Below are 16878 nucleotides of genomic sequence, written 5' to 3'. Positions count from 1 at the left end.
CATCTACAAGACCGACGCCAAGGTCAAGGAACTGATCCCCGACGACGCCCACCTGCACCGCTGGCTGGACATGGCCCGCGAGCGCATCAGCTTCCAGGGCCTGCCGGCGCGCATCTGCTGGGTTGGCCTGGGCCTGCGCGCCAAGCTGGGCCTGGCGTTCAACGAAATGGTGCGCAGCGGCGAGCTGTCGGCGCCGATCGTGATCGGCCGCGACCACCTGGACTCCGGTTCGGTATCCAGCCCCAACCGTGAAACCGAAGCCATGCAGGATGGCTCCGATGCCGTGTCCGACTGGCCGCTGCTCAATGCCCTGCTCAACACTGCCAGCGGCGCCACCTGGGTCTCCCTGCACCACGGCGGCGGTGTCGGCATGGGCTTCTCGCAGCACTCTGGCATGGTGATTGTTTGCGACGGTACTGATGAGGCGGCCGAGCGCATTGCCCGCGTGCTGACCAACGACCCGGCTACCGGGGTGATGCGCCATGCCGATGCGGGCTACCAGATCGCCATCGACTGCGCCAAGGAGCAGGGCCTGAACCTGCCGATGATCACCAGCACCCAGCCGTGAGGAGCCAAGCCATGAATCCAAACAACTGCGCTCCCAAGCCGCTGCAAGGGGTGCGTGTGCTGGACCTGAGCCGTGTACTGGCCGGCCCGCACTGCACTGCGATGCTGGCTGACCTAGGCGCCGAAGTGATCAAGTTCGAAGTGCCGGGGCATGGCGATGACAGCCGCCACCTGGGCCCTTTTGGCGAAAATGGCGAGAGCGTCTATTTCGGCCTGATCAACCGCGGCAAGCGCAGCGTCGAACTTGATTTCAAGGACCCGGCCCAGCTTCAGCGCTTTCACGCACTGGTGGCCGATGCCGATGTCGTGGTGGAAAATTTCCGCCCCGGCGTGACCCAGCGGTTGGGCATCGATTTCGACAGCCTCAAGGCACTCAACCCTCGGCTGATCTACGCCAGTATTTCCGGGTTCGGCCAGAGCGGGCCACTGTCCACCCGCCCGGCCTACGACATCGTCGCCCAGGCCATGTCCGGCCTGATGAGCGTGACAGGTTTCCCCCAGACCGGCCCAACCCGCAGTGGTGAAGCACTTGGCGATCTCTGCGCTGGCGTCTACGCCGCCTGGGCAATCAGCTCGGCGCTGTTCGCCCGTGAGTTCCACGCGGCTGGCGCACAGTACCTGGATGTGGCGATGTTCGACGTCTTGGTCAGCCTGCAAATGACCGGCCTCTCCAATCTGTTTGCTCAGGGTCGCGCCCCGGGGCTGGTGGGCAACCGTCACCCGGTCTCGACGCCATTCGACACCTACCGCGCCGCTGATGGGCTGGTGGTGATCGCAGTCGCCAGCGACAAGCTGTTCCGCCGCTTGTGCCAGACCATGCAATGCCAGGCTTTGGCCGATGACCCGCGCTTCGTCGACGACGGCTCGCGCACCGCCAACGAAGTGGCCTTGAAAGCACGGATCGAGTCCTGGACGAGCACCCAACGCGTTGAACAGATCTGTGACGTGCTGCTGGACGCCGGGGTGCCCGCCTCGCCTGTATGGGATCTGGCCCAGGCCACCAGCAGCGAGCAAGCCCAGGTGCGCCAATTGCTGATAGAGGGCGGTGCACAGTCGCCCTTGGTACCGCAGCCGGTGTTTTTCAACGCAAGCAAACCCCACGCCGCTTCGCCTGCCCCCCGCCTGGGCGAAGCCAATGCCCTGTTCGGCCTGCCCCACACTGGAGAATAACAATGAACTACGAACTGGACGCCGCGGAACTGGCAATCATCGAATCTGCCGAGCGCGTTGCTCAAGACGTACTGAAACCCAAGGCCCAGGGCCTTGATGAGTCCGAGGCGTTTTGCGCCGACAGCCTCAAGGCCCTGGGTGATCTGGGGTTCATGGGCATCAATCTGCCTGAGGCCTATGGTGGGTTTGGCATCACAAGCCTTGCAATGAGCCGCGTGGTGGAGGCAGTGGCCGCCGCCTGCGCCTCCACCGCGTCGGCAATGACCGCGCATTTTCTGGCCACCGACTCGCTGCTCATCGGTGGCACCGAGGCGCAGCGCCAGCAATGGCTGCCCCGCGCCGCCACTGGCGAGTTGCTGGGCGCGTTCGCGCTGACCGAACCTGCGGCCGGCTCCAACCCGGCCGATATGCGCACCCGAGCGAGCCAGGAAAATGATGGCTGGCGGATCCGTGGCAGCAAGCATTACATCACCAATGCCCGCGAAGCCGATTTCATCGTGCTGTACGCCAAGACCGACGGCGACGCGGGTCATCACGGCATCAGCGCTTTTGTCATTCCCAAAGGGACGCAGGGCATCACCTTTTCCAGCCCGGAAAAGACCATGGGCCTGCGCGGCAGCACGATCTATGAGCTGTCGCTGGACTGCTGGCTGCCCGCCAGCGCCTTGCTGGGCGAGCAAGGCCATGGCTTCAAGACCGCGATGGAGGTCTTGGATCGCGGCCGGGTAGAAGTGGCGGCGATGGCCTTGGGCATCGCCCGCGCCGCCATGGAGCACAGCCTCAGCTGGGCCCAGCAGCGCCAGATCGGCCCCAAGCCATTGGCTGCCTACCAGGGTACACAGTGGCGTCTTGCAGACATGCACAGCCAATTGCAGGCAGCGCGCCTGCTGACCCTGCACGCTGCGGCCAGCCGTGATTCGGGCGGGCGCTTCAGCCTGGAGTCGGCCACCGCCAAGCTGTTCGCCGCCGAGGCGGCCGGTTTCATCACCGATGCCGCACTCCAGCTGCATGGCGGTTATGGCTACATTCGCGACCTGCCGCTGGAGCGCCTGGTGCGCGATGCACGCATCCTGCGCATTTTTGAAGGGACTTCGGAGGTGCAGAAAATCATCATCTCCCGCGCCGTACTAGACGCCGCCCGCGCGTGAGGTGGTCAGCCTGGGCGGCACCAGCCGTTCAGGCTCAAAGGGCATCGGTCACATAACAACAATAGAGGCGCCATGGGCAGTGGCGCCACAGGAGACACGCTCATGTCTGGCAAGCCCCTCATAGAAACGCGATCCATCGATTACATCCCCGAAAGCGAACGCCACGGTCGCCTCTTCAGCCAGTTCACCTTATGGTTCGGTGCCAATCTGCAGATAACGGCCATCGTCACCGGTGCCTTGGCAGTGGTGCTGGGTGGCGATGTGTTCTGGTCATTGATCGGCCTGTTGATCGGCCAGGTGTTCGGCGGCATCGTGATGGCGCTGCATGGCGCTCAAGGCCCGCGTCTGGGCCTGCCGCAAATGGTTTCCAGCCGCGTGCAGTTCGGTGTGTTCGGTGCGGTGATACCGCTGGTACTGGTCTGCATCATGTACATCGGGTTCAATGCCACCGGCACGGTGCTGGCCGGCCAGGCCATCGGCCGCATGGCCAATATCAGCGATACCGGCGGCATCCTCGTTTTCGCCGCCGTGATCGTGGCCCTGACGGTGTGTGGCTACAGGGTGATTCACTTGCTGGGGCGGGTTGCCAGTGCGCTCGGCTTGGTGGCATTCGCCTACCTTTTCGTTCGCATGTTCTCGGTGAACGATATCGCCACCTTGCTCGATAACCGACACTTCGGTTGGAACACGTTCCTTCTGGCCGTTTCGCTTTCGGCCTCGTGGCAGATCGCCTTCGGCCCCTACGTCGCCGACTACTCGCGTTACCTGCCCAGTGCCACCTCCCCGTTGCGCACGTTCCTTGCCGTAGGCCTGGGCTCAGTGCTCGGTTCACAGACCTCCATGGTGCTCGGCGTGTTCGCTGCCGCCCTGGCAGGCAGTGCCTTCTCAGGGCATGAGGTGAATTACATCGTAAGCCTAGGCGCCAGCGGGCTGATTGCGAGCCTGCTGTTCTTCAGCATCGGCTTTGGCAAAGTGACCATCGCCACCTTGAACGCCTATGGCAGCTTCATGTGCATCGCCACCATTGTCAGTGCGTTTCACAAACGCTTCACGGTGTCCTCCGGCCAGCGCCTGGTCTTCGTGCTCTGTATTGTCGGCATCTCCACCACCCTTGCGCTGATCGGGCAGCATTCCTTCCTCAGCGCGTTCAAGTCCTTCCTGCTGTTCCTGCTGGCATTTTTCACGCCTTGGAGTGCCATCAACCTGGTGGACTACTACTTCATCACCAAGGAACGCTACGACATCGCGGCCTTGGACGACCCCGATGGCCGCTATGGCCGCTGGAACTGGGTAGGTATCGGCACCTACGGGTTCGGGGTGATGGTGCAGATGCCCTTCATTGCCACCAGCTTCTATACCGGCCCGCTGGTGCAATACCTGGGTGAGACGGACATTTCCTGGCTGGTGGGTTTGATCTTGCCGGCGCTCGTCTATTACTCGCTTGCCAGGCGCGGTGCCCGGCACCCTCAGGCATTTCCCGCGCAAGACGCTACCCAGAAGCAGTACTAGCCCCTGAGCCGCTTGCCGCCCTCACTGGGCGGCAAGCCACCTGCCCGCCCCTGGCACCAACAGCCCAGAGACCCCATGAACACCAACACACAACCTGCCCCACCGACCGGGACACAGCAGCGCCTGTACCTGGCGGCAGTGGACTTGTTCGCTGAACAGGGCTATCAGAATACGAGCTTGCGCGACCTGGCCGCCCGCTTGGGTATCGGCGCGGGTTCCCTGTACAACCACATCGAAAGCAAACAGGCACTGCTCTTCGACCTCATCGAAGAATGCATGAGCGACCTGCTGAGCCTCACCCGAGCAAAGCTCAAGGCCGCCCAGGGCTCGCGCGCCCGCCTGCATGCATTCGTGAGTGCCTTCATCGAGCTTCAACAGCGCGAGTGCAAAAGGTTGCAACTCATGCTGCGTGAAGCGCGCAACCTGACGGCAGAACAGTATCGGCTGCACGCAGCGATGCGCGATGAATACACCCAGCAGCTGACCGCCATCATTGCCTCTACCCTGCTCCATCGAGGCTTGGATAGCTCGGCGACCAGGTTCTTCGCCAACAGGGTCATCGGCATGCTCGAAAGCCTTTGCCAATCGCAGGACATCGATTCGACCCTGTCACAACGGCAAATCATTGAACAACTCACCGACATGATCCTCGGCGCTGCCTCCAGCTTGGCGCCGCTCGCTCGGCAAACGCCAGGCACTTCACCGGCGACTCGCACGGGTGTTCGTCTGCAAGGCAATCGAGCCGGGTAGACAAGATACTTGGCTAGTACGCAACCCGCTGTGCAAGGTCATTCGCCATGGCGATCTTGAGGGCTTTGGATATTTTTCCTGGTGTTTTCGTCGAGAAGGCCGCGAAGCACCTCGAACAGTGGATAGGCATCCGTGTATTTCTTGCCGTAACTCAGGTTGAACGCGTAATCGAAATCTGGCGGGTTCTTGCCTTGATTGTGCTGAAGGATGGTTTCCAGCTTATCGAGCGCCTTGACGGCCTGGGCCTCGGGCGAACGTGCATTTTCATAGTCATCCCACAGCGCAAGGATTTCAGCTTTAACCGTGTCATCCAGTGTACGGGTCAAGAGGAGAAGGTCGTTTCGCTCCTGTTGGCTCTTGTCGGGAAACGCGTCCTTGCTAACAGCAGGGATATCGCCATTGATGGCTTCGCCCAAGTCATGGATGACGCACATCTTGATGAGTTTCAGCTTATCGAGACCGGCCAGTTGATCCTCGAAAACGATGGCCATCAGGCAGAGGCGCCAGCTATGTTCAGCCGTGCTCTCGGTACGACCGGAAGAGGTATGGGCCGTTCTGAGTACATCCTTGAGTTTTTCCGCTTCAGTTAGAAAGGCGAGACGCCCTTTAAGCTTCTCGATATCCATGATTGCTCCTGGCACTGTTGGCGAACTGTGGGCTGCCTTGACTGGATCAGAGCAGCCTAGAGCTGAAAGTACGCAGCGTCCACGCATAAAAAATGCGGGCGCTATGCGCCGCAATCGATCACAGCGTTTCCACCAGACGTGCAGCAGTGCCATCCGAGAGAGGGATACGTGTCCAGCGACAGAGACTGTGGCTGATGGGCACGAGGCAGGAATCATTGGTACCGCTTGCAAATTCCAGCGCTGGGGGCGCGAGTGCTTCCCGCCACCCCAGTTCGTCCAGCATCAATTCCTTGGCAACGATCTGCGGCGAAGCGAAACGCCACAGTGACTGCCCCAGCAGTGTGCTGACGGGGCTGGTGAACTGGGCTGCGCGTGAGGGCGAGCACGCCAGCAATCTATGCGTCAGGTCGCACATGAGATGAACGGGCCGTACGCTTTCTTTCACCAGCCGCGCCAGTGCCTGATCTGCGGCGGTATCAAGACGAGCGGTAAGTAGCTTCTCCAAAGTGCTGCGGGAGAACGGGTCCAGTGCCAGTACACCACTCTCCCAGCGAGAGATAGTTGATTGAGTGACGTTGAACAAGGTTGCTGCATGGGATTGTTTGACGCGGTGCAGCAAACGCCATCGCTTAAGCGCTACGCCGGGCAATTCCGGCTTCAGCAATATGTCAGGCATCGCGGCTTCCGAGAGGTGAGCTAAGCGGCGATTTTGAGTTATGCAAGATTGCCCTGCAAGCGGGCCAGACCAGTGGGTCTTATCAGAGCGTGAGAGCACTCAGCTTGGATTGCGCGCAACGATCCAAAGCTCTGTGGTCAGTACCGGCCTCATCGCCGGCAAGCCGGCTCCCACAGGAGTATCACACCCTCCTTCAGGCCTGCGCTGTACTGTGGGAGCCGGCTTGCCGGCGATGGGCTGCGAAGCGGCCCCGGTTGCAGGTGTCTGCTTTGGGTCGGACCCAAAGCGGACAACTGCAACCCGTTAGGCGGGCTTTAGTTCACCATCACTTCGTCCAGTGCCTGTTCAAGGATGCTGACCGTGCGCTCGATATTGCGCACTTTTTCGAGGCCGAACAAACCAATGCGAAAAGTCTGGAAGTCGGCCGGTTCATCACATTGCAACGGCACCCCGGCGGCTATCTGCAGGCCGTGCTCGGCAAACTTCTTACCGTTCTTGATATCACCATCATCGGTATAGCTCACCACTACGCCCGGGGCCTGGAACCCGGCGGCGGCCACGCTTGTGAAGCCTTTGCCGGTCAGCAGGGCGCGCACGCGGTTACCCAGCGCCTGTTGCTCGTCGCGCAGCTTGTCGAAACCGTAGGCGTGCATCTCGTTGATCACGTCGCTGAACCGCGCGAGCGCGTCACTGGGCATGGTCGCATGGTAAGCATGGCCGCCCTGTTCGTAGGCCTGCATGATCTGCAGCCACTTTTTCAGGTCGCAGGCAAAGCTACTGCTTTGCGTCTGCTCAATGCGCTCCAGGGCCAGGGCACTGAGCATCACCAGGGCGCAGCAAGGCGAGGCGCTCCAGCCTTTCTGCGGTGCGCTGATCAGCAGGTCGACTGCGCACTTGTGCATATCGACCCATAGCGTGCCTGAGGCAATGCAGTCCAGCACGAATAGCCCACCCACCGCATGCACGGCGTCGCCGACGGCGCGCAGGTATTCGTCGGGCAAGATGATCCCTGATGCGGTTTCAACGTGTGGGGCAAAGACGACCTGGGGCTTGTGCGCCTCGATGGCTGCCAGCACTTCGTCCAGGGGCGGGGGTGCGTAGGCTGCCTGGCGGCCCGTGTCGACCGGTCGCGCCTTCAGTACCGTGGTAGCCGCCGGGATGTTGCCTACCTCGAGGATCTGGCTCCAGCGATAACTGAACCAGCCGTTGCGGATCACCAGGCATTGCTTGCCGGTGGCGAACTGTCGCGCTACCGATTCCATGCCGAAGGTCCCGCTGCCCGGCACTACCGCAACGGCCTGGGCGTTGTAGACCTGTTTCAGGGTCGTGGAAATGTTCCTCATCACGCCTTGAAAGGTCTGCGACATGTGATTGAGCGAGCGATCGGTGTAGACCACCGAATACTCGACCAGCCCCTCAGGATCAATACTGGGATAGAGCTTCGACATGGGGTGACTCCTTTGGCAGGGAAGCCATGGGTATGGCCGGTCCTAAGCTTTTGCGGTGCGTACTTGGCGTTCAAGTTAGCAGATTCAAAGCGTCACGCTGCGTGCGATCCCGGTCGCCGGCTGGCCGTGGTCAACCGTCGATACGCTTCACCTGAATACTGTTCGCCAATAGATTTTCTACTGTCATTTAAAAGGCTTGCTGTCTCTCTTAGAAAGACCGAGCGCCGCTACTCTCATTCCACAAACAACCTATCCACACTTCACTCAGGAGGATCTATGACAGTAGAAAAAGTAGCAATCGTCACGGCCGGTGGTAGCGGTATGGGGGCGGCAGCTGCGCGCAGACTGGCTGCCGATGGCTTCAATGTCGGTATTCTTTCTTCCTCTGGCAAAGGCGAGGCCCTGGCGCAGGAGCTCGGCGGTATTGGCGTAACCGGCAGTAACCAGTCAATCGAAGACCTGCAGCGCCTGGTCGACGCCGTCATTCAGAAATGGGGCCGTATCGATGTGTTGGTCAACAGCGCCGGCCATGGCCCGCGGGCACCGATCCTCGAGATCAGCGACGAAGATTGGCACCAGGGCATGGAGACTTACCTGCTCAACGTCATTCGCCCTGCACGACTGGTGACGCCGTACATGCAGCGCCAGAACGGCGGTGCGATCATCAACATTTCTACGGCATGGGCGTTCGAGCCAAGCGAACTGTTCCCAACTTCGGCGGTTTTCCGTGCCGGCCTGGCGTCGTTCAGCAAGATCTTTACTGACAAGTATGCCGCCGACAACATTCGCATCAATAACGTGTTGCCGGGCTGGATCGACAGTCTTCCTGCTACCGAACAACGTCGCGAAGGTGTGCCGCTCAAGCGCTATGGCACCAGCGAAGAAATTGCCGCCACCATCGCCTTCCTGGCGAGCGACGGGGCCGCCTACATTACCGGCCAGAACATCAAGGTCGACGGCGGCGTTACCCGCAGCGTCTGAGTATCTCCGGGCCGCACTCGGTACGCGGCCCTTTCTCCTCTAGGCGATTGCCATGCTTGATCTGATATTGGCCAAGGTCTGGTCGGATTTATCCATACCGGTTGGCAGTACGCCAAATCCATTTCGCTTGATGCAACTGGCCACCGTCGATATCGAAGGGCAACCCAAGGTACGCACGGTGGTCTTGCGCCATGCCGATGAGTCGACGAGGTCGATCATCTTTTATGCGGACAAGCGCTCGGCGAAGCTCGCAGAGATACGTGCCGAACCCAGAGTCGCTGTGACCTGCATAGACCCGACCGGCAAGCTGCAGCTTCGAATGGAAGGCCTGGCTGAACCTGTGTCGGATGTTTCGCGCCTTGCCCAGCACTGGCAGCAGGCACGAGCCAGTACTCAGGCGCTCTTTGGCCATGGTCGCCTGCCAGGCGAGGCGATTTCTTCACCTTGCGCAGCCTATGAAACGCACGTGGAGGGTTTTGAAAATTTCGCACTGGTGGTTGTCCATTTGAGAAAAATCGAGTGGCTCGACCTTTCCCAGGATATCCACCAACGGGCCCGCTTCATTTTGCAAGACGAGCATTGGCAGGCAGGTTGGCTCGCCCCCTAAGACAGGATCAAATCTGATGAGCAGAATCGCTATCCACAGTGATCAGGCGCCGAAAGCTATCGGCCCGTATTCGCAAGCCGTGCGCATGGGTGACCTGGTTTTCCTGACCGGGCAAATCGCGCTTCACCCTGAAAAGATGGAATTGGCGCAAGGGATCGAAGCCCAAACCGTTCAGGTGCTCGAGAACCTGCAGGCCGTCGCACAGGCCGCAGGCGGTAGTTTTGTTGACGTAGGGAAACTCACTATCTACCTCACGGAACTCTCGCACTTTGCGGCCGTGAACGAAATCATGAGCCGTTACTTTGCAGCGCCTTACCCCGCACGCGCCACGGTCGGCGTGTCGGCGCTCGCACTGAATGCCTTGGTTGCCATTGACGCCACCCTGGTACTTCCCCGAATGGCCGAATAATCCAAGCGTTTGCTCTTTTCCATGAAACTCATTCGGCACCGGGTAAAGGCCTCGTCCTCTGCCCGCGTGGCTCACTCTCGACAGTGGCAGGACCAATAGATGGCCAAGGCAGCTGATCTCGTTGTGCAATGTTTGGAAAGTGAAGGTGTTGAGTATGTGTTCGGCATCCCCGGGGAGGAAAATCTCGATCTGCTGGAATCCCTGCGTAAATCCAGGATCAAGTTGGTACTGACTCGTCACGAGCAGTCTGCAGGTTTCATGGCAGCTACCTATGGGCGCCTGACCGGCAAGACTGGCGTCAGCCTGTCAACCTTAGGCCCCGGCGCGACCAACCTGGTCACCGCCAACGCCTATGCATATCTAGGCGGCATGCCGATGATGATGATCACCGGCCAGAAGCCGATCAAGAAGTCCAAGCAGGGCCGCTTCCAGATCATCGATGTGTGCGACATGATGGACCCCATCACCAAGTACACCCACCAGTTCGCCTCCGCCGACAACATCCCGTCGCGCATGCGTGAAGCGTTCCGCCTGGCCGAGGAAGAGAAGCCGGGCGCGGTGCACCTGGAGCTGCCGGAAGACATCGCCGCCGAGCAGACCGATGCGTTACCGATCCCTCAGAGCCTCCACCGTCGACCGTTAGCCGAGCACAAGGCGATCGAAGCGGCCGTTGAGAAGCTTCACAAAGCCCGCAACCCTCTGCTGGTGATCGGCGCCGGTGCGAACCGCAAGATGACCGCCAAAGTCCTCAAGCAACTCATCGACGAGACTCGCATCCCGTTCATCACTACCCAAATGGGCAAAGGTGTGGTTGACGAGCGCCATCCCTGCTTCCTCGGTAATGCCGCGTTGTCGTCCGGTGATTTTGTACACCGTGCAATCGAAGCCGCCGACCTGATCGTCAACATCGGCCATGACGTGATCGAGAAGCCGCCGTTCTTCATTGTTCGCGGTGGCACTGAAGTCATTCACATCAACTTCCGTGCCGCTGAAGTCGATGCCGTGTACTTCCCTCAGATCGAAGTGATTGGCGACATCGCCAACGCTGTGTGGCAGATCCATGAAGCCCTGACTGACACCTCGCACTGGGACTTCACCCGTCTGATGGCCATCCGTGAAGCAAACGAAACGCAGATCTCTGAAGGCGCTGACGACGCACGCTTCCCCGTCTATCCGCAACGCCTGGTTGCCGACATCCGTCGCGTATTGCCGTCCGAAGGCATCGTTGCCCTGGACAACGGCATCTACAAGATCTGGTTCGCCCGCAACTACAAGGCCCACAAGCCCAACACCGTACTGCTGGACAACGCCTTGGCGACCATGGGCGCCGGCCTGCCATCGGCCATGGCCGCGCACCTGGTGTACCCGGACCGCCCGGTGATCTCGGTGTGCGGCGACGGCGGCTTCATGATGAACAGCCAGGAGCTGGAAACCGCAGTACGCCTGGGCATGCACATCACCGTGGTGATCCTGCGTGACGACGGCTACGGCATGATCCGCTGGAAACAGGCCAACATGGGCTTCACCGATTTCGGCCTGGACTACGGCAACCCGGACTTCGTCAAATACGCCGAAGCCTATGGTGCCAATGGCCACCGCGTGGAAAGCGCCGAAGGCTTGCTGGCGCTGCTCGAGCACTGTATCAAGACCCCAGGCGTGCACGTGATCGACTGCCCGGTCGACTACAGCGAGAACGACCGCATCTTGAACATCGATATCCGCGAGCGCAGCGCGGCGGTGTGAAGCGCCCATCGCCGGCAAGCCGGCTCCCACGCAGGCCTGAAGGCCGGTGATATTCCTGTGGGAGCCGGCTTGCCGGCGATGAGGCCGGTACTGGCCACAGGGTCAGGGCAGATTATCCGGTGCGATGTTGTACAGCCGAAGCGCCTGCGCCATGACCTTGCTGAAAACCGGCGCCGATACCAGCCCGCCGAAATAGCCGTGCGTGGACGGGTTGTCGATCATCACGACCACCACGAACTTGGGCGCGGCGGCAGGGCCGAACCCGGCGAACATCGCCCTGTACGCCTTGTGCTGGTAGCCCTTGCTGGTAGCGCTGGGCCGCCTGGCGGTACCGCTCTTGCCGCCCACGTGGTAGCCCGGCACCTTGGCCCGATAAATGCCCCTGGGCGCTTCGACAACCTGTACCAGCATGTGCTTCAGCGCATTGGCCACCGGTGCCGGTATCGCCTGATGTGCCTGCGCAGGTTCGCTGACACGCAGCAGCGAGACCGGCACACTTCTGCCGCCATTGACCAGGGTCGCGTAGGCCTTGGCCAACTGCACGGCGGTGACGGAAACGCCATAGCCGTAGGACATCGCCGCCGTTTCGGCGTCGCGCCACTGGCGTCGGCTGGGCAGCACGCCCGAACGCTCCCCGGGGAACGCCGTACCGGTCGTTTGCCCCAGGCCCACGCGCTGCAGCAGGCCATGAATCGTCTCGCCGCCAATGTCGAATGCCACCTGGCTGATCGCAACGTTGCTGGACCGCACCAGGATCCCGGCCATGTCCAACCGCTCGCCGGCGGTGCGCGAGGCATCACGGATGGTGAACCTGCCCACCTTCAGGCTGCCGGTTTTCACCAGCACGGTGTCGGACGGCTTCCAGCGCCCGCTTTCCAGTGCAGCGGCCACCGAGAAGGGTTTCATCGTCGAGGCAGGCTCGAACACGTCCACCAGCGCCCGGTTTCTCATGGCTGATGGGCTGGCCTGTGCACGGTTGTTGGGGTTGTAGCTGGGGTAGTTGGCCAGGGCCAGCAGCTCCCCGGTCTCGACATCGAGGATCACGACACTTCCGGCGTCGGCACCATTGTCGGCCACGGCCTTGGCCAACTCGCGGCTCGCCAGGTACTGCAAGCGTATGTCCAGGGACAGCGCCAGGTCCTGCGCCTGTTTTGCAGGCCGGCTCACGCCCAGGTCCTGGATCACCTGCCCCCTGCGGTCCTTGACCACATGCTGCCTGCCGCTGACCCCACGTAGGGCCTGATCATAGGCCAGCTCCACGCCCTCGCGGCCGTTGTTGTCGATATCGGTAAAACCGACGACCTGCGCGGCGATGGCACCTGCAGGATAGAAGCGCTGCGACTCCTCCAGGCTGTAGATGCCCTTGATGTGCTGTTGGTGGACCACCTGCAACACCTGCCTGGCCCGTTCAGGGGGCAGGCGCCTGCGCAGGTAGAAAAACGCCTTGTGGCGGTTTTGCGCAAAGCGCTTTTCGAGCGTCGCAAGCGGCATCTGCAACGCCTGGGCGAGCGCCGGCCATTTGGCCTGCTCGGCAGACAGTTCGCGCATGTCAGCCCACAGGGTCACCACGGGGGTGCTGACAGCCAGCGGGTGCCCGGCGCGGTCGGTGATCACCCCTCGGGGCGCGGGGTGGGTCAGATAGCGCAGGCTGCGCGCATCACCCTGTTGGCGCAGGAAGGCGTTATCGACAATTTGCAGCTCGACAATGCGCCAGCACAGCGTCAACGCAAGAATAAGTACAAGGCCGACCACGAGCCTGAACCGCCACGGATAACCGGGCAGCGTTCTAGAAGGGGAACGCATCGAGACACTCACAGCGATGAATCAGGGCAACAGCCAGGCGGGGGGTTCAATACCGAGCCATTCCAGAAGTTGCACATTGACGCTCCCGGTCAAGGGCAACGCGTGGTCCAACTGCAGCAGATAGATGGCCTCTTGTGTTTCGCTGCCAAACCATCGATATCGCCTTGATAATAGTTGTGCCCCTGCAGTGCGACTTGAAGTTCAGTTATCAATTGCTTGCCAAGCGGCGTCATTACACTGCCGTGCAACTCACCTTGTGGCGCGATGGAGGCGGCATTCAATGTGCCGACAGCAATAGCCAGCAGTAAACTCGCAACAACTTTGCTTGCGTTCATCAATATCAATTTACCTGCCCAACCAATAACCGATTCATGCATTAGCTAACTATTTGCCGGGCATTGTCCGCACCCCTATACTATTAATCAATCAACTATCAAGATATCTGATATGAACAGCTTTGATATCGAAAGTGTCGACCTGAACCTGCTCAGGGTTTTCGTCGCCCTGATCGAAGAAGGCGGCGCCAGCCGCGCGGCCATACGCCTGGGCGTCACCCAGCCTGCGGTCAGTGCCGCACTTGGCCGCCTGCGTGAAATCTACGCCGACCCGTTGTTCGAGCGCACCGGCCGTGGCCTGCGCCCGACCCGGCGCGCCAACGAGCTGGCACCGCTGATTGGCGAGGCCCTCAATTGCTGCCGGCAAGCCCTTGCACTTTCAGGCGGTGACCAGGACATCAAGGGCAGGACGATCACCCTCGGTTTGTCCGATGACAGTGAAATCGCCCTGGGCCAAAGCCTGGTAGCGCAGATCGACGAGCATTTGCATGGCTTGCGGGTGATTTTTCGGCAGACCCACAGCGGCCTGGTCCAGGACATGCTGATGCGTCACCAGATAGACATCGCCTTGTCGGCGGGCGGGATGTCGTCGCCGCTGATCGCCCGGCAGCGCCTTGGCCGGGGCAATTACCTGGGCATTGCCGATGCCGACAACACCCTGCCCACCACCGCCGAAGACTACGCCCAGCGGCCCCACCTGCTGGTCTCGTCGGCGGGTTTCGTCGGCATCGTCGACGAAGGCTTGAATGCCGTAGGCTACAAACGCCGTATCCACGCCTCGACCTCGCACTTTGCCGCCGTGCCGTTTCTGCTGATGGGCTCGAAACTGATCACCACGGTGCCAACCCACGCGGCACGCGCCATGGAAAGGGTCAGCACGCTGCAAACATTCCCCTGCCCCGTGCCCATGCCCTCCTACGACCTGGAAATCGGCACGCGAGTGGGCAGCAAGCACGACAGCACGCTGCAAAGGGTCAAGGCGATGATCATCGAGCTGGTGGATAAAACCTTTTGCCTGACCTGAGCCCGCAATAGCCCTTGTGCGACATCAACCGGGTTGATATCAGATAGCCCGAAGTGCGCATTGATGAATACTTCACGCACCTTAGAATAAAAAATCCAAAGCGTAAGGCCTGCAAAAAGCGGTAAGTATTTCCAGATGACACATCCCACCGAACTACAGGACAGGGAAGCCAGCCACAGGATTGTAAAAACAAGAATTATCGCCAGCGCCATACTGGTCCTGGCCCTGACAACCGCACTGGTGTGCCGGTTGTACTTCCTGCAAGTCACTCAGCATGATCTACACGTTGCGGTCGCAGAAAAGAACCGCGTGCATGTGCGGCCGCTCGCAGCAGCACGGGGCATCATCTATGACCGCAACAACGTCGTGCTGGCCGACAACATCCCCACCTTCAACCTGACCATCACCCGCGAACGCGCGGGCGATACCAAGGCCGTGGTCAGCCAGTTGTGCCAGGTGCTGGGTTTGAGCGCCGGTCAACGCGACAAGCTGGACCGGGCCTTGCACCGCAGGGGCAGAGCCTTCGAGCCCGTGGTGTTGATGACGGACCTCACCGAACAGCAGATCGCACGGGTGGCAGTGAATCAATTTCAACTGCCGGGCGTAGATGTTCACGCACAGTTTTCACGGGTGTACCCGTTGGCCGAACACTTTGCCCATTCGGTGGGTTATGTCGGGCGCATCAATGAAAAAGAGTACAAGCAACTCGACCACGCAAAATACCTGAGCACGGAACAGATCGGCAAAACCGGCATCGAGCGCTTCTATGAAAACGCCCTGCATGGCCAGATGGGTTTCGAAGAAGTGGAAACCAATGCGCAAGGCAAGGTGATCCGCGTGCTGGGCCGGCACAACCCGACCCCAGGCCAGGACATCGTGCTGACCATCGACGCGTCACTGCAAGGTGCTGCCGAGCAGGCCCTGGGCGACCGGCGTGGCGCTGTGGTCGCCCTGGACCCGGCAACTGGCGAAGTGCTGGCCATGGTCAGCCGGCCCAGCTTCGACCCCAACCCTTTCGTCAAGGGCATCACGGCCCCGGCCTACGCAGCCTTGCGCGATTCAGCCGACATGCCGCTGTTCAACCGCGTGCTACGCGGCCTCTACCCCCCGGCCTCGACCATCAAACCGATGGTGCTGGTTGCAGGGCTGGACAGTGGCGTCATCACCCCCTCCCAGCGGGTATTCGACCGTGGCTACTACGAGCTGCCCAACTACCGGCACAAGTACCGCAACTGGAATCGGGCCGGCGACGGCTGGGTGGATATGTACGACGCGATCATGCGCTCCAATGACACCTACTTCTACGACCTGGCCCACAGGCTGGGTATCGAGCGGTTGCACAGCTACCTCACCGCGTTCGGCCTGGGGCAGCGGGTGTCGATCGACCTGTTCGAGGAAGCGCCCGGGCTGATGCCCTCCCCGGCCTGGAAACGCGCCACCCGCCGCCAGCAGTGGTACCCCGGCGAAACGCTGATCGCCGGCATCGGCCAGGGCTACGTGCAGATGACGCCGCTGCAGATGGCCCAGGCCACCAGCCTGATTGCCAGCAGAGGCATCTGGCATCGGCCGCACCTGGCGCTGTCGATTGGCGGGCAAAAACCGGCCGACCCCCACCCGCTGCCCAACATCACCCTGAAAAACCCCGACACCTGGCGCGAGGTGGCAAAGGGCATGGAGATGGTCATGCACAACCCGCGCGGTGCCGGGCGCCGGGCAGCCCAGGGCGCGCCCTACCGCATGGCCGGCAAGAGTGGCACGGCGCAGGTCATCGCGATCAGGCAGGGCGAGCGCTACAACCGCAACAAGACCCGCGAACGCCACCGCGACAACGCCCTTTTCGTCGCCTTTGCCCCCGCGCAACGCCCGGCCATCGTGGTCGCCGTGATGATCGAGAACGGCGAAGCCGGGGCCCGGGTCGCAGGGCCGGTGGTCAGGAAGGTCATGGACGCCTGGCTACTGGATGCACACGGGCAGCTCAAACCGCAATTCGACGTCGCGCATGCCCTGCAACACGCCTCGACCGACGCACGCGTTGGAATGCTCTGACGCTCCCCACCGCCATCGATATACCCACTCAAGGAG

At 61.2% G+C, this 16878-nt stretch carries 15 protein-coding genes and 1 pseudogene; 11 read left to right on the top strand and 5 right to left on the bottom strand.

The window, feature by feature from the left end; translation table 11 throughout:
* The 5 genes and pseudogenes from L6D75_RS17550 to L6D75_RS17530 all read left to right on the top strand — a co-directional run.
* A pseudogene (locus L6D75_RS17550) lies at positions 1 to 568 on the top strand (urocanate hydratase); the annotation flags it as partial.
* Positions 569 to 579: 11 nt separating this feature from the next.
* On the top strand, positions 580 to 1737 hold the full coding sequence (locus tag L6D75_RS17545; RefSeq protein ID WP_176511522.1) for a CaiB/BaiF CoA transferase family protein: 1158 nt from the start codon (positions 580 to 582) through the stop codon (positions 1735 to 1737).
* 2 nt (positions 1738 to 1739) lie between these two features.
* On the top strand, positions 1740 to 2885 hold the full coding sequence (locus L6D75_RS17540; RefSeq protein WP_176511521.1) for an acyl-CoA dehydrogenase family protein: 1146 nt from the start codon (positions 1740 to 1742) through the stop codon (positions 2883 to 2885).
* Positions 2886 to 2987: 102 nt separating this feature from the next.
* Complete coding sequence (locus tag L6D75_RS17535) at positions 2988 to 4394, top strand: purine-cytosine permease family protein (protein ID WP_176511520.1); 1407 nt, start codon at positions 2988 to 2990, stop codon at positions 4392 to 4394.
* Positions 4395 to 4469: 75 nt separating this feature from the next.
* Entirely contained in the window at positions 4470 to 5144 is a 675-nt protein-coding gene (locus L6D75_RS17530) for a TetR/AcrR family transcriptional regulator (RefSeq protein ID WP_176511519.1), read from the top strand.
* Positions 5145 to 5182: 38 nt separating this feature from the next.
* On the opposite strand, the gene L6D75_RS17525 is transcribed toward L6D75_RS17530, so the two are convergent.
* The 3 genes from L6D75_RS17525 to L6D75_RS17515 all read right to left on the bottom strand — a co-directional run bounded on the left by L6D75_RS17525 (position 5183) and on the right by L6D75_RS17515 (position 7894).
* Entirely contained in the window at positions 5183 to 5770 is a 588-nt protein-coding gene (locus tag L6D75_RS17525; RefSeq protein WP_176511518.1) for an HD domain-containing protein, read from the bottom strand.
* A 118-nt stretch (positions 5771 to 5888) separates the two neighbouring features.
* Positions 5889 to 6446, bottom strand: coding sequence for a helix-turn-helix domain-containing protein (locus tag L6D75_RS17520; RefSeq protein WP_176511517.1), 558 nt, complete (start codon positions 6444 to 6446; stop codon positions 5889 to 5891).
* Between the two features lie 314 nt (positions 6447 to 6760).
* Positions 6761 to 7894: an aminotransferase class V-fold PLP-dependent enzyme gene (locus L6D75_RS17515; protein WP_176511516.1), complete on the bottom strand. Its 1134-nt coding sequence runs from the start codon at positions 7892 to 7894 to the stop codon at positions 6761 to 6763.
* Between the two features lie 276 nt (positions 7895 to 8170).
* Between L6D75_RS17515 and L6D75_RS17510 the strand changes: the two genes are divergently transcribed.
* The 4 genes from L6D75_RS17510 (at position 8171) to L6D75_RS17495 (ending at position 11634) form a co-directional block, all read left to right on the top strand.
* Positions 8171 to 8875 carry an SDR family oxidoreductase gene (locus L6D75_RS17510; RefSeq protein ID WP_176511515.1) on the top strand — a complete coding sequence of 235 codons (705 nt, stop codon included), beginning with the start codon at positions 8171 to 8173 and terminating at the stop codon, positions 8873 to 8875.
* Between the two features lie 52 nt (positions 8876 to 8927).
* Positions 8928 to 9482 carry a pyridoxamine 5'-phosphate oxidase family protein gene (locus L6D75_RS17505; RefSeq protein WP_176511514.1) on the top strand — a complete coding sequence of 185 codons (555 nt, stop codon included), beginning with the start codon at positions 8928 to 8930 and terminating at the stop codon, positions 9480 to 9482.
* A 16-nt stretch (positions 9483 to 9498) separates the two neighbouring features.
* Entirely contained in the window at positions 9499 to 9891 is a 393-nt protein-coding gene (locus L6D75_RS17500) for a Rid family detoxifying hydrolase (protein ID WP_176511513.1), read from the top strand.
* A 99-nt stretch (positions 9892 to 9990) separates the two neighbouring features.
* Positions 9991 to 11634 carry an acetolactate synthase large subunit gene (locus L6D75_RS17495; protein ID WP_176511512.1) on the top strand — a complete coding sequence of 548 codons (1644 nt, stop codon included), beginning with the start codon at positions 9991 to 9993 and terminating at the stop codon, positions 11632 to 11634.
* Positions 11635 to 11736: 102 nt separating this feature from the next.
* Here L6D75_RS17495 and L6D75_RS17490 read toward each other — a convergent pair whose 3' ends face one another.
* Together L6D75_RS17490 and L6D75_RS17485 are read right to left on the bottom strand one after the other, a co-directional pair.
* Positions 11737 to 13437, bottom strand: coding sequence for a peptidoglycan D,D-transpeptidase FtsI family protein (locus L6D75_RS17490; RefSeq protein ID WP_176511511.1), 1701 nt, complete (start codon positions 13435 to 13437; stop codon positions 11737 to 11739).
* Between the two features lie 89 nt (positions 13438 to 13526).
* The gene (locus L6D75_RS17485) at positions 13527 to 13814 is read right to left on the bottom strand and encodes a hypothetical protein (protein WP_236193730.1); all 288 of its coding nucleotides are present in this window, start codon (positions 13812 to 13814) and stop codon (positions 13527 to 13529) included.
* Positions 13815 to 13884: 70 nt separating this feature from the next.
* Between L6D75_RS17485 and L6D75_RS17480 the strand changes: the two genes are divergently transcribed.
* Positions 13885 to 14796 carry a LysR family transcriptional regulator gene (locus L6D75_RS17480; protein WP_176511509.1) on the top strand — a complete coding sequence of 304 codons (912 nt, stop codon included), beginning with the start codon at positions 13885 to 13887 and terminating at the stop codon, positions 14794 to 14796.
* Between the two features lie 135 nt (positions 14797 to 14931).
* Positions 14932 to 16842, top strand: a complete 1911-nt coding sequence (gene mrdA, locus L6D75_RS17475) for a penicillin-binding protein 2 (RefSeq protein ID WP_176511508.1) — start codon at positions 14932 to 14934, stop codon at positions 16840 to 16842.
* Positions 16843 to 16878 lie beyond the last annotated feature (36 nt).

It is taken from the genome of Pseudomonas faucium (assembly GCF_021602585.1).
GTDB classification, from domain to species: domain Bacteria; phylum Pseudomonadota; class Gammaproteobacteria; order Pseudomonadales; family Pseudomonadaceae; genus Aquipseudomonas; species Aquipseudomonas faucium.
Note: the sequence above shows the minus strand (reverse complement) of the source record. Positions and strands in the feature narration are given on the sequence as shown.

Bases quoted from the DNA above. Each gene is read 5' to 3' on its own strand.
- L6D75_RS17500 (WP_176511513.1), top strand. From the start codon at position 9,499: ATGAGCAGAATCGCTATCCACAGTGATCAGGCGCCGAAAGCTATCGGC.
- L6D75_RS17495 (WP_176511512.1), top strand. From the start codon at position 9,991: ATGGCCAAGGCAGCTGATCTCGTTGTGCAATGTTTGGAAAGTGAAGGT.
- L6D75_RS17535 (WP_176511520.1), top strand. From the start codon at position 2,988: ATGTCTGGCAAGCCCCTCATAGAAACGCGATCCATCGATTACATCCCC.
- L6D75_RS17515 (WP_176511516.1), bottom strand. From the start codon at position 7,894: ATGTCGAAGCTCTATCCCAGTATTGATCCTGAGGGGCTGGTCGAGTAT.
- L6D75_RS17540 (WP_176511521.1), top strand. From the start codon at position 1,740: ATGAACTACGAACTGGACGCCGCGGAACTGGCAATCATCGAATCTGCC.
- L6D75_RS17520 (WP_176511517.1), bottom strand. From the start codon at position 6,446: ATGCCTGACATATTGCTGAAGCCGGAATTGCCCGGCGTAGCGCTTAAG.
- L6D75_RS17485 (WP_236193730.1), bottom strand. From the start codon at position 13,814: ATGCATGAATCGGTTATTGGTTGGGCAGGTAAATTGATATTGATGAAC.
- L6D75_RS17525 (WP_176511518.1), bottom strand. From the start codon at position 5,770: ATGGATATCGAGAAGCTTAAAGGGCGTCTCGCCTTTCTAACTGAAGCG.
- L6D75_RS17505 (WP_176511514.1), top strand. From the start codon at position 8,928: ATGCTTGATCTGATATTGGCCAAGGTCTGGTCGGATTTATCCATACCG.
- L6D75_RS17545 (WP_176511522.1), top strand. From the start codon at position 580: ATGAATCCAAACAACTGCGCTCCCAAGCCGCTGCAAGGGGTGCGTGTG.
- L6D75_RS17480 (WP_176511509.1), top strand. From the start codon at position 13,885: ATGAACAGCTTTGATATCGAAAGTGTCGACCTGAACCTGCTCAGGGTT.
- L6D75_RS17530 (WP_176511519.1), top strand. From the start codon at position 4,470: ATGAACACCAACACACAACCTGCCCCACCGACCGGGACACAGCAGCGC.
- L6D75_RS17510 (WP_176511515.1), top strand. From the start codon at position 8,171: ATGACAGTAGAAAAAGTAGCAATCGTCACGGCCGGTGGTAGCGGTATG.
- mrdA (WP_176511508.1), top strand. From the start codon at position 14,932: ATGACACATCCCACCGAACTACAGGACAGGGAAGCCAGCCACAGGATT.
- L6D75_RS17490 (WP_176511511.1), bottom strand. From the start codon at position 13,437: ATGCGTTCCCCTTCTAGAACGCTGCCCGGTTATCCGTGGCGGTTCAGG.